Source organism: Mycobacterium appelbergii, from assembly GCF_032883035.1.
Taxonomy (GTDB): domain Bacteria; phylum Actinomycetota; class Actinomycetes; order Mycobacteriales; family Mycobacteriaceae; genus Mycobacterium; species Mycobacterium appelbergii.
Map to the genome: position 1 here is coordinate 96880 of NZ_JAMQTH010000016.1, position 14149 is coordinate 111028.

At 65.2% G+C, this 14149-nt stretch carries 2 protein-coding genes (1 of these 2 cut by a window edge); both read right to left on the reverse strand.

What is annotated here, in order from left to right; translation table 11 throughout:
* Positions 1-8187: a non-ribosomal peptide synthetase gene (locus M1247_RS30215; protein WP_317160102.1), complete on the reverse strand. Its 8187-nt coding sequence runs from the start codon at positions 8185-8187 to the stop codon at positions 1-3.
* A protein-coding gene (locus M1247_RS30220) for a non-ribosomal peptide synthase/polyketide synthase (RefSeq protein ID WP_317160103.1) crosses the window boundary here: on the reverse strand, positions 8184-14149 show its 3' portion. 18367 nt of this gene lie beyond the right edge of the window; 5966 of the gene's 24333 nt are visible here — the last part of the coding sequence; the start codon falls outside the window, past its right edge; it ends in the stop codon at positions 8184-8186. The genes M1247_RS30215 and M1247_RS30220 overlap by 4 nt, the downstream gene beginning before the upstream one ends.

Consider the following 14149-nt stretch of genomic DNA (forward strand, 5'->3'; position numbering starts at 1 on the left):
CTACGAATCGCGCGTCGGGCTCACGGCAGAGCCCTCGTCGACCGTGGCGGTCTGTTCACCCAGATGCCGGCTCAAGCTCCTGACGGACGACGCCTCGAACAATGTCGGCACCTCGAGATGGGAGTCAAGCGCTGCATTGATTGCTGCGACCGCCCGCATCGCGGAAATCGAATCCCCGCCCAGGTCGAAGAACGATTCCTCGACCCCGACCCGGTCCACGCCGAGCACGTCGGCGTAGATACCGGCCAGGATCTGCTCGATGAGGGTGGCCGGGGCACAATATGCGGCACCGGTGTCGCCGCCGTCGGGCGCCGACACCGCGGGCGGGGCCGTGGACTCCGGCCTGCGCCAGCGGTTGAGCCTGGGATGCTGGTCGGAGTGTCCTATCGCGGCCCGCCGCCCCGGGTGGGCAGCCATGACCGCCAGCACCTGTGTGAACCGCCCGATCAGTGCTGCGAGGCTCTCCGTGTCGAACAGATCGGTGTCGTACTGGACGCGCAATTGGAGTTCACGGCCCGGACCCGCCTGCACGGTCAGCGGGTAATGGTAGTAGTCGCGGCTGGTGAAGCCGGTGATGGTCAACCCGTCGACGCTGGTCGTCGTGCCGGTGTCGGTCGGGTAGTTCTCGTACACGAAGACCGTGTCGAACAGCCTGTCCTGTCCCGTGATGCGATGGATGTCGCTCAGCGCGAGATGCTGATGCTCGAGGGTGTCGTTGTGCGCGCTCTGCAGTTGATCCAGAAGGTCGGCGATCGTGCCGCTCGAGGTGATCGTTGCCCGCACCGGCACCGTGTTGATGAGCAGGCCGACCATCGATTCCGCACCGAGAACATCGGGCGACCTACCCGAGACCACGCTGCCGAAGGCGACATCATGCTGACCCGTCAACGAGCTGAGCACCAGTGCCCAAGCGGCCTGGAGCACGATGTTGACGGTGGTGTGATGCGAGCGCGCCAATTTGCTAAGCGCCCGTGTGGTTTTCGCAGGCACCCGGAACGATTCGACACTGCGCCGCGCGAACTGCAACTTCTGCGGCGGTGCGATCAGGATGGGCGTGTCAAAACCGGCGAACGCCTCACCCCACGCCGCATAGGCGGCATCGTGGTCCCGTTCGGCCAGCCATGTCGTGAAACTGCGATACGGCGAGGCCGCGGGCAGCCGCTGCCCGTGGTAGCGCGCGAAGATCTCATGCATCAGGATCGGCATGGACCAGCCGTCGAGCACGATGTGGTGATTGGTCAGCACAAACCGGTGCCGGTCATCGGAAATGCGGATCAGAGCGGCCCGGAAGGCACGCTGCTCAAGGAGGTCACAGACAGCGCCGCGTTCGTCCGCACAGATCCGCTCGATCTCCCGGTCCCGATCACCGCCGTCCACTTCGATGTATCGCCAGGGTGCGACGGGATCAGCGGGAATTACCTGCACGGGTTGCTCGAATTGTGGGCAGAATCGGGCCGCCAGGTGCGGATGCCGGCCCACCACCGACTGCACTGCCTCGTGGAGCCGCTCCGCATCGAGCCGGCCGCTCAAGGCGATATCCCATTGCACCGCATACACATCGTCACCGGAGCACTTGGCGATGCTGGCGTGGTAGAGCAATCCCTGCTGCAAGGGTGTCAGCAGCAGGACATCGGCGATCGGCGATGTGCCCTGCAGTTCATCGAGCTGCTGCTGGCTCAGTCGAGCCGGCGCGACATCCGACGGCGTCAACCCGCCCCCGCCGCGCCTGACGTGTGCGCAGATGCCCGCGAGCGCGTCGAACCACAACCGGCTGACCCGGGTGACCGCTGTGCGATCCAGCGCGGACGGCGCCCATGTCCAGCTGGCGTTGAGATGCGGTCCCGTGTCGGTGTCGATGGTGGCCGCGTTGAGTTCCACCGTGTGCGTCAGCGCAATGGGCATCCCGCCGGCCGCGCCGGCCACTGACAAGCCTTCTTGGCTGAAACGCCACACCTCGCCCGAGGCATACGCTGCCGGGGCGCCAAGGCGGCCGAGGTAGTTGAAGCCGATGGTCGGGTCGGGTCCAGCCAGGTCGACGTCGGGGTTGAGGTAGCGCAGGAGACCGTAGGTCAGGCCTTCGGGGAGGGCACGCAGTTGTTCTTTGGCGTCTTTGATGACCGTGCCCAACGCGGCGTCACCGGCGACCACCTGCGTCCAGCGCAACCCACGCAGCGGCCCCCGGATATTCAACGACACCGGGTACTTGGCGGTGAACCACCCCACCGTGCGAGACAGATCAACACCCCGGCCGGCAGCGCCACCCAGATGATCTGCCAGTTCCTCTTGACGCCCATGACCTTCCACATCAATGGCGATCGGTGCATCCCCCATCCCCAGATACTGCGTCCACGCCAACGCGAAGGCGATCAACAGGATCTCGTGCACCCCGGCGTGAAACGCTGCCGGTACTTCACCGAGCAGCATGCGGGTGGTCTCGGTATCGAGTAACTCGCTCGCGAATCCGGCCGTGGCGAACGTATCCACCGCGGGTTGCGGCGCCGGCAACGCCGCAGGGATCGTCGAGACCCGCCGCCAGATGCCCGTCTCACCAACGACCGCCGGATGCTGCGCGTGTTCGACGAGCAGTTCTGCCCACCGCGTGAACGAGGTCCCAGCCGGCGGCAACAGCACCGGCTGACCGCCGCGATGCTGGGCCCAGGCAATATTGAGGTCCTCCACGATGATTCGCCACGACACCCCGTCGACAGCCAGGTGGTGGATGATCAACACCAGCTGACTGGTCGAGGACACCCACAGTGCGCTGACCATCGCACCGGTAGCCGGGTTCAACCGCGACCGCGCCGCCACCAGCACCTCATCAGTCAGCACATCGACCGCCCGCAGACACCCGCGTGCATCCACCGAATCAGCCTCGGGCACCGTCAACAACCACCCCCCGGCACCGTCCTCGTCCGCGCGCAACCGCAACATCGCATGCCGAACCAGCAACGCCTGCAAGACCACAGCCACATCAGCTTCGCTCACCCCGGCCGGCGCCTGCAACACCACCGTCTGGTTGAACTGGTCAATTGGGCCGTCAATACCCCTGAGCCACTGCATGATCGGAGTCGCCACCACCGGACCCAGACCCTCATCGATCACCCCGGCGGAACTGTCAGCCATCCTGACCACCCGTGCCAGCCGCGCCACGGTCTGCTGGACGAAGATGTCACGTGGACGCCCCACCAGTCCGGCAGCATGCCCGCGCACCACCACCTGGATGGCCGAAATACTGTCGCCACCCAGGTCGAAGAACGAGTCGTCGACCCCGACCTGCTCCAGTCCGAGAACCTCGGCGTAGATGCGGGCCAGGATCTCCTCGACGGGTCCGGCCGGGGCACGGTAGTGATCGACGTCCTGGTATTCCGGTGCGGGCAGGGCTTTCCTGTCGAGCTTGCCGTTGACGGTCAACGGCAGTTCGTCGATCGCCACCACGGCGGCGGGCACCATATAGGAGGGCAGGCGCTCGGCGACGCGGGTGCGTAGCTCGACGGGGTCGGCGGTCCCGACGATGTAGCCGACGAGCCTCTTGTCCCCCGGCCGGTCTTCCCGCGTGATGACGACGGCGTGCTCGACACCGTCCAGTGCTGTCAGCGCCGACTGGATCTCACCGAGTTCGATCCGGTAGCCCCGAATCTTGACCTGTTCATCGGCGCGGCCCAGGTACTTCAGCTGACCTTCGGCGTCCCAGGAGACCACGTCACCAGTGCGGTACATCCGGGTGGTGAGGACAGTGCCGAACGGACACGCCACGAAGCGCGAGGCGGTCAGGCCTGAGCGGCCCACATAGCCCGCGCCCAGCCCGGCGCCGGCCACGTACAGGTCGCCGACCACGCCGACCGGGACCGGCCGCAACTGATCGTCGAGGACGAAGAATGCCAGGTGTGGCAGTGGGACGCCGATGGGGCTCACGTTGTTGTCCGTGTCGGCGGACAGGATCTCCCGGAATGACGCGTGCACGGTGGTCTCGGTGATGCCGTACATGTTGATCAAGCGCGGGCGTACCGGATGATCGTCGAACCAGGTGGCCAGACGCGTCGGCTCCAGCGCCTCACCGCCGAACACCACGACGTCAAGGGCGAGAGCCGAATCCACCTCCGGGGATAGTTCGTCGATGGTCTGCAGGGCGTAGAACGCAGATGGGGTCTGGCTCAAGATGTTGATCTGGTCGGCGAGAAGCAGATCATGGAAGTCCTCGGGTGAGCGCACCACCGCATCGGGCACCACCACCAACCGACCGCCATGGAGTAGGGCGCCGAAAATCTCCCACACCGAAAAGTCGAACGCCAACGAATGACACTGAGACCACGCCTGATCCGCTGTCAGTTCCAGACGCGTGTCGATGGCATCCAGCAAACGCGTCACGTTGCGATGCGGGATAGCCACCCCCTTGGGCACACCCGTGGTACCCGAGGTGTAAATCACATACGCAATGTCCTCCGGTTGCGGCTGCGGCAACACACCCGCAACCGCCCCACCGGCAGCACCACCCGCCACATCGACGACCGTCACCCCACGTCCACCAACACGCTCCGCCAGATCCGCAGACGTCAACACCACCACTGGCGCAGCATCGGCCAGCACAAAATCCAACCGTGCATCCGGAACCGACGGATCGACCGGCACATAGGCCGCACCGGTTTTGAGCACGCCCAGGACTGCCACGATCGCCTCCACCGACCGCGACAACAGCAGCACCACGCGGGCACCGGGAACCACTCCCCGCCCAATCAGCGTATGCGCCAACCGATCCGAGGCCACGTCCAGCTCCCGATACGAAACCAGACTGCCGCCGAAACTTACCGCCACCGCATCGGGCGCGCGAACTACCTGCTCAGCAAACAACCCCGTAATCGAATGCCCAGCGACCGGCTGGGCCAACGCGGCCCGGTTGCCGATGGCATCGAGGCGTGCCTGTTCTTCTGCATCGAGCACATCGATCGCCGACAATCGGCGCGTGGAGTCTGCGGCCATCGCCTCGAGCACGCGGTGTAGCCGTTCGACCAGCGTTTGGATGGTTTTGGTGTCGAACACGTCGGTGCGGAACTCCACCGTTCCCGAAATACCCGCTGCCTCACCCGTTACCGTCCAGTGTTCGGCCAACGAGAACGAGAGGTCCACACGCGCGGTGCGGGTGTCCAGCGGTAGCTGAGTGACCTGCAGATCGCCCAACGTCACTGCGCCGTCAGAATCGTCGGTCTGCCCGGGAACGTTCTGCCAGGCCAACATCACCTGCACCAGCGGGTGATGGGTCAGGGACCGAGCCGGATTGAGCCGCTCGACGAGCACCTCGAAGGGAACATCCTGATGCTCGAATGCGCCCAGACTTCGCTCCCGCACCCGGGTAAGTACCTCGCTGACACTGGGGTCCCCTCCCAGATCCACCCGCAGCACCAGGGTGTTGACGAAGAAGCCGACGAGCTCGTCCAGAGCGGGGTCGCGCCGTCCGGCGATCGGGAAACCAACCGCCACATCGTGACTAGCGCTGAGTTTGGACAGCAGCACTGCCAGCGCAGCCTGCACCACCATGAATTTGGTCGCGTTGTGTTCACGAGCCAGGCGGGCCACCTGCTGCTGTAGCGCGGCCGGCCATTCCACATCCACCCTGGCGCCACTGTGGTCGGCTACCAGCGGATAGGGCCGGTCGGTGGGCAACACCAGGCGTTCGGGCATTCCGGCCAAGGCGTCCGCCCAGTATGTCAGCTGCTGAGAGATACGGCTGTCACTGCTCTCGAGCTCGCCGAGCTGAGCGCGCTGCCACAATGTGTAATCCGCATACTGGACCGGCAACGGCTTCCAAGCAGGAGCCTGCCCAGCGCACCGGCGGGCATACGCCGCGCCCAGATCCGTCACCATCGGGGTGATCGACCACCCGTCTGCGGCGATGTGGTGCACCACTGCCACCAGCACGTGATCATCGTCAGATATGCGGAACAGCCTGGCCCGCAACGGAACCTCGGCGGCCAGGTCAAAAGTGTGTCGAGCCGTGTCCTCGACCGCAGCTGTCAGTCGGGGTTCCGGCCAATCTGCTGCATCAACACGCCCCCAGCCGAATTCGGTCTGCTCACCCGACGCAATCAGCTGCTGAGGTATTCCGTCGACTGCCGGGAACAATGTCCGCAGGCTCTCGTGACGGTTCAACAGATCGGTGAACGCTGCGCCGAGCGCGTCGACATCAAGGTGCCCATGCAGCCGTAACGCCACGGCAAGGTTGTAGACCGGTGAGGGGCCATGCAATTGGTCGATGAACCACAGTCGGCTCTGGGCATACGACAACGGCATCACGCTCGGCCGCTCGCCGGCGACCAGCGGCTCCAGCCGACTCTCGTCGTCGTCGATGCGGACCATGAGTTGGGCGACCGTAGGAGCGTCGAACACAGCGCGTTCTTCCAGGCTCGCGTCCAGAGACCTGTTGACCGCGGCCACCAGGCGCATCGCCAGGATGCTGTCGCCGCCGAGGTCGAAGAATGAGTCGTCCATCCCGACGCGGTCCAGTCCGAGAACTTCGGCATAGATGCCGGCGAGGATCTCCTCGGTGTGAGTGGCCGGGGGCCGGTAGTGATCGACGTCCTGGTATTCCGGTGCGGGCAGCGCTTTTTTGTCGAGCTTGCCGTTGACGGTCAACGGCAGGGTTTGCAGTGCGACGATGGCGGCGGGCACCATGTAATCCGGTAATCGCTGAGCCAACGCGGCGCGCAGCTGCGCTGGATCGACGGTGCCGGTGACATAGCCGACGAGGCGTTTGTCACCTGGCCGGTCCTCTCTGGCGATGACGATCGCCTGCTCGACACCCTCGCACGCGGCAAGCGCGGCTTGGATTTCGCCCAGTTCGATACGGTAGCCGCGGATCTTGACCTGCTCATCGGCACGGCCCAGATACCGCAACTGCCCATCAGCACTCCAACACACCAGATCCCCGGTGCGATACATCCGCACCCCGGTGTCCCCGAACGGACACGCCACAAACCGAGTGGAACTCAAAGGCGCACGGCCCACATAGCCATACCCCAAACCCGCGCCAGCCACATACAACTCACCCACCACATTGGCCGGAACCGGCCGCAACCACCCATCGAGGACAAAGAAAGCCAAGTGTGCCAGCGGCTTGCCGATGGGACTGACGGAGTTGCCGATGTCGGCGGGCAGGATTTCACGGAAAGAGGCATGCACCGTCGTCTCAGTAATCCCGTACATGTTGATCAACCGCGGCCAAGCCGGATGATCGGACAACCACGTCGCAAGTCGCTGCGGTTCCAACGCTTCCCCGCCGAACACCACCACATCAAGATTGAGCTGTTGTCGTTCAGGACGGGCCGCATCGAGAGCTTGTAGTGCATAAAACGCCGAAGGAGTCTGGCTCAAGACGTTGACGCGTTCTTCGATCAGCAGTGCATGAAACTCGTCGGCAGATCGTGTCACCGAATCCGGCACCACCACCAACCGCCCACCATGGGCCAGCGCGCCGAAAATCTCCCACACCGAAAAGTCGAACGCCAACGAATGACACTGCGACCACACCTGACCCGGCGAGAACTCCAGCGCGCCATCGACCGCCTCGAGCAACCCCGTCACATTCCGATGCGCAACCGCCACACCCTTGGGCACACCCGTGGTCCCCGAGGTATAAATCACATACGCAACATCGTCGGTGCCGGTGTGCAACGGCAGGGCCGTACTCGGCTGCGCATACACCACACGATCATCGACGTCGATCACCACCAACCCACGCCCGTCCAACCGATCCAACAGATCCGCTGTGGTCAGTGCAACCACCGGCCCCGCATCGGCCAGCACGAAATCCAACCGCGCATCCGGCACCGACGGATCAATCGGCACATACGCCGCACCCGTTTTCAGTACACCCATGATCGCCACGACCGCCTCGACCGACCGCGAGAACACCACAGCCACCCGCTCCCCCGGGCCCACACCATGAGAAACCAACAAATGCGCCAACCGGTTCGCAGCCGCATCAAGCCCCCGATAGGTCACCGAGGTATCGCCGAAACAGACCGCCACTGCCTCCGGAACACACTCCACCTGCCTGGCGAACACCGCCGGAATCGAGGAGGCCACCGGCTCAGAACAACCCAACGCCCCACGATTACCCCACCCATCAAGCTCCGCACGCTCATCCACGTCGTGCACATCCATTGACAACAATCGCCGGTTGGCGTCGGCTCTCACGATTGCTGTCCCTCCCCGGTCATGGCCTCCAGCACCCGCTGGAACCGATCGACGATTTTCTGCACCCGGTTCGTGCCAAAAATGTCCGTATCGAACTCGACCCGCAGAACCAGTTCGGTGCCCGGCATGGCCTGCAGGGTCAACGGGTAGTGGTTGTATTCGCGGCCGTTGACCTCGGTGATGGCCAACCCGTTGGGCATGTCTGACGCCGCGGTCTCCACCGGGTAGTTCTGATAGACGAACAGCGTGTCGAACAACTGGTCATGGCCGACGGCACGGTGGATCTCGCTGAGAGCCAGATGCTGGTGATCGAGGGTGTCGCTGTGACGGCGTTGCAGGTCGTCGAGCAGGCTGGCGATAGTCGTCTCCGGTGTGATGGTGGCTCGAACCGGCACGGTGTTGATCATCAGACCGACCATCGAATCCGCGCCTGCCACTTCGGCGGACCGGCCCGAGACCGCAACGCCGAAGGCAACATCATGCTGGCCGGTCAGCCACATGAGCACTTGCGCCCAGGCCGCCTGGAGCACGGTGTTGACGGTGGTGTGGCAGCTGCGCGCCAAGGTGTTGACGGCCTGGGTGGTTTCGGCGGGTAAGCGGAACGACTTGCTGTCGCGGCGGCCCAACCTCGCCCTGCTCGCCGGTGCGACCAGGGTCGGAGTGTGGAATCCCGCGAGGACTTCACGCCACGCGGTCTGGGCGGCGCCGACGTCTCTGTCGGCGAGCCAGGTGACGAACCTGCGGTAGGACCCGGCAGCAGGGAGTCGCTGGCCGTAGTAACTCGCGAAGATCTCCTGCAGGAGGATCGGTAGTGACCAACCGTCGAGCACGATGTGGTGATAGGTCATGACGAATCGGTGCTCGTTGTCGGCGGTGCGGATCAGCGCCGTGCGGAAAGCCGATCGGTGGACCAGATCGCAGACGGCCGCACGCTCACCGGCGCACAATCGCTGCGTCTGATCATCGAAATCGCTGTGGCGCGCAGGCATCTCCTGGTACTGCCAGGGCACGTTCGGCTCAGCCGGAATGATCTGCACCGGTTCGTCGAATCGTTTGTCGAAGCGGGCCGCGAGGTTGGGATGACGGTTCACCACAGTGTGCACGGCCTCGCGTAACCGGTGCGGATCCAGTGGGCCGGTGACGGTCACGTCGAGTTGCATGGCGTAGACGTCGTCGTCGTTACCGCGAGTCGCATTGGCGTGGAACAGCAGCCCCCGCTGCAGGGCCGTCAAGGGCAGCACGTCGGCGATCCGGTGTTGCCTGCCGAGCTCATCGATCTGCTTCTGGGTCAGCCGGGCGGGGGTGATGTCGGAGGGTGTCAGGCCACCGCCACCACCGCGAACATGGGCACAGATGCCGGTCAGGGCATCGAACCAGAGTTTATTGAGTCGACTGACCTGGGCATCGTCGAGTGCCGAGGGCGCCCACGTCCAACTGGCGTAAAGGCTTGGACCGGACTCGGTTTCGGCGGTGCTCGCGTTGAGTTCCACGGTGTGCCCGAGCGGCATCGGGATGGCCGCGGTGGCAGCGCCGACCGCCACCCCGGCTTCGCTGACCTGCCACAGATCAGCGAACGCCTCCGGTTGGGCCGCCCCGGCCCCGCCCAGCCTGCCGAGGTAATTGAATCCGATGGTCGGATCGGCACCCCGCAGCTCGATGTCAGAGTTCAGGTAGCGCAACAGCCCGTAGCTCATTCCGTCGGGTTGGCCACGCAGTTGTTCCTTGATGTCCTTGATTACGTGGCCGAGTGCCGAATGGCCGGCCACCACATCAGACCAAGGCATCGCACCCAGGGGCCCGCCTGCGTTCAACAACACCGGGTACTTGGTGGTGAACCACCCCACGGTGCGGGACAGATCGAGATTGGGAGCAAGGTCCTCGTCTCTTCCGTGGCCCTCGACATCGATGGTGACCGGCAACGTGATCTCCAGGAACTGTGTCAATGCCAGTCCATAGGCGATCAACAGAATGTCTTGTACCCCAGCGTGGAACGCGGACGGCGCCTCACCGAGCAGTACGCGGGTCGTTTCGGCGTCCAGCGATGCCGTGAGGTGACCGGCGGTGGCGTATGTGTCCAGTTCGGGCCGCACCGTCGGCAGCGTGCGCGGGGTGGCCAACACTCGTCGCCAGCCGTCGGCCTGATCCACCACCGTCGCGGCGTGAGCGTGTTCCTCGAGCAGGGCTGACCACCGGGCGAACGAGGTCCCCGTGGTCGGCAATGTCACGGGTCGTCCATCGCGGTGCTGGGCCCAGGCGATGTTCAGGTCTTCGAGCAGAATCCGCCAGGACACCGCGTCGATGGCCAGGTGATGCACGGTCAGCACCAACTGGCCGGTGGATGCCTCCCACAGCGCGCTGACCATCTGACCGGCGGCCGGGTTCAGTCGCGACCGGACAGCCATCAACGCCTCGTCGGACAACGTATCCACCGACTGTAGATGTGCTCGCACCGAACCCTTTGCGGGTACCCGCAGCGACCAGTTTCCGGTGTCGTCGTATTCGGCGCGCAGCCGAAGGGTGGCATGCCGATCCAGCAGAGCGCTCAACACCGACGCCACGTCGGATTCGGTGACCCCGGGCGGGGCTTGAACCACCACCGTCTGGTTGAACTGGTCGATCTGCGCGCCGGTGCGTTCCACGTCGCGCAGCCACCGCATGATCGGGGTCGGCGCCACCGGGCCCAGGCCCTCGTCTACCGGACCGGCGTCGTCGCCGGCCACGCCGATCACCTGAGCCAGTCTGGCGACGGTCTGCTCGACGAAAATGTCACGCGGCCTGCACATCACGCCGGCCGCCCGTGCCCGCGCCACCACCTGCATGGACAGAATGCTGTCTCCGCCCAAGTCGAAGAACGACTCATCGACTCCCACCTGTTCGAGCCCAAGAACCTGGGCGTAGATGTCGGTCAGTATCTGCTCGACCGGAGTTTGCGGTGCTCGGTAGGAATCGGCGTCCTGGTAGTCCGGTGCGGGCAGGGCGCGGGTGTCCAGTTTTCCGTTGACCGTCAAAGGCAACGCATCAAGCGCCACGATCGCAGTGGGGACCATGTAAGGGGGCAGTCGGTCGGCCAACGCGTTCCGCATCCCGGCCGGGTCCACCCCTCCGGTCGTCGTGACATAGCCGACCAGGCGTGTGGTGCCCGGATGATCGTCGCGGGCAACCACTACCGCCTGCGCCACACCGTCCAGCGCCGCCAGTGCGGCCTGCACCTCGCCGAGTTCGATGCGGTATCCGCGGATCTTGACCTGGTCGTCGGCACGTCCCAGATACTGCAGCTGTCCGTCAGCGCGCCAGCTCACCAGATCACCGGTGCGATACATCCGTTGTGCCAGACCCCCCGCACCGGCGGCGTCTCCGAACGGACACGCCACGAAACGTGCTGCCGTCAAACCAGATCGGCCGAGGTACCCACACGCCACCCCGTCACCGGCGACGTACAACTCACCGACCACCCCGGCCGGCACCGGCCGCAACCACTCATCGAGGACAAACAGCGCCGACGTCGCGACCGGCGCACCGATGGGTGCGGCCCCGGACCCGGGGACCAGTGGCGTGCTCATCGACGCGTACACGGTGATCTCAGTGGGGCCGTAGGCGTTGATCACCACCCGCCCGGGCGCCCAACGATCGATCACCTCGCCCGGACAGGCCTCGCCGCCGAGCAGCAATGCCACCGACTCCAACCCCTGCGGGCTCAGCGCACCAGCGGCCGACGGGGTCTGGGTGAGTACGTTGACCCGCTCGCGGACAAGGAGGGAATGGAAGTCGTCGGGCGCACTCGCGACCGATTCGGGCACTATGACCAGACGCGCCCCGCCCAGCAACGCAGCCCATATCTCCCACACCGAGAAGTCGAAGGCATACGAATGACATTGGGTCCACACCTGTTCCACTGGCAACTGTTCCGGTGTCGACCTGGCCAAGTGAGTCAGATTGTGGTGAGTGACGGCCACGCCTTTGGGGATACCGGTGGTTCCCGAGGTGTAGATGAGGTACGCGATGTCCTCGGGGGCCGGATCAGGGAGTGCGTGACCGTGTTGGTCGGCCAGTGCGGCGTCGTGGATATCGACGACCGGTAGGTGATATCCGGTCAGCCGGTCGATAAGACCGCGGGTCGTGATCGCGACCGCCGGCGCGGCGTCTGCCAGCATGAACTCGATTCTGGCGGTCGGCAGCGCGGGGTCGATCGCCAGATAGGCCGCCCGGGTCTTCAACACCGCCAGCATCGAGACGATCGCTTCCGCGGACCGTTCCAGTAGCAGGGCCACGCAGCGCCCTGGACCTGCACCCTCACCGATGAGCAGGTGTGCCAACCGATTTGCGGACTCGTCGAGCTCGCGATACGTCAGCGAATGACCGTCGGCAGTGACTGCGACGGCCTGCGGGGTGCTGCTGACCTGCGTTGCGAACAGCGCGGGGACCGACACAGGCATGCTCGAGGGCCGGTTCAGTGCCGCGCGATTACCCATGGCGTCGAGCCGGGCATGTTCATCGGCATCAAGCAGATCGATCGAGGACAGGCGGCGCCCCGAGTCGGTGGTCATCGTCATCAGCACGTGCTCGAACCGCTTGATCAGTGTCTCGATACTGGCCGGGTCGAATACATCGGTGCGGAACTCCACCGTGCCGCTGATTCCGGCGGGCGCATCGGCGTGGGTTCGACGTTCAGCCAGGGAGAAACTCAGGTCCATCCGGGCGGTGTGCGTGTCCGCCGGCATCTCGGCGATCTCCAGATCACCCAGCGCCACGGCGGAACCCGACGTGTTGTTCCTGTGACCGGCGGCGTTCTGCCACGCGAGCGCCACCTGAACCAGCGGATGGTGGGTCAGAGAACGAGTCGGGTTGAGCCGCTCGACGAGTACCTCGAAGGGCACGTCCTGGTGCTCGTAGGCGGCCAGGCTGCGTGTCCGCACCTGGGCCAGTAATTCCGCCACGGTCGGGTTTCCGGACAGATCGAGCCGCAGCACGAGGGTGTTGACGAAGAACCCGATCAGCTCATCGAGCGCGGGATCGCGACGCCCCGCGATCGGGAAGCCCACGGCCACCTCGGGACTCGCGCTGAGCTTGGACAGCAGGACCCCCAGTGCGGCTTGCAGCACCATGAAGGGGGTCGCGTTGTGCTCGCGGGCGACCAGGGAAATCTGCTGCTGCAGGTCGGCGGGCCAGTCCAGAGTCACCGTGGCGCCCTGCTGATCGGCGGCCGGCGGATAGGGCCGGTCGGTGGGCAGCGCCAGGCGTTCGGGCATCCCGGCCAGCGCATCCTGCCAATAGGCCACCTGTGTGGCGATACGGCTCTGACTGTCCGCCAGATCGCCGAACTGCGCGCGCTGCCACAGCGTGTAATCGACGTACTGTACCGGCAGGTCGGCCCAACCGGGGGCCTGCCCCGCACACCGGCTGGCGTAAGCCGTTCCCAGATCCACCATCAGCGGGGTGATCGATGAACCGTCCGCGGCGATGTGGTGCACCACGGCTGCCAGCACATGTTCGTCGTCGGCGATCCGGAAGAGCTTCGCCCACAAAGGAATCTCCGTTGCCAGGTCAAATGTGTGCCGCGCCACGTCGCCGATGGCTTCCCGCAGCTGCTCCGCTTCCCAACTGGTGGAATCGACGACGTCCCATCCGAACCGGGCGTTCTCGGGAGACTGGACGCACTGTCGTGGAATGCCCTCGACTGCTGGGAACCGGGTGCGCAGGCTCTCGTGACGGGTCACCACATCGGCCAGGGCGGCACCCAGCGCGTCGGCATCCAATGGCCCGCTGATCCGGAGCGCAGTCGGCATGTTGTAAACCGGTGAGGGGCCCTGCAACTGGTCCAGGAACCACAACCGGGACTGCGCGAACGACAGCGGAATCACCGCGGGCCGTGGACCGACGGTCAGCGGCTCCAGCCAGGCGCCCTGGCCGCCGATACGGGGCGCCAACTGGGCGACGGTCGGCGCCTCGAACACCGTGCGCACAG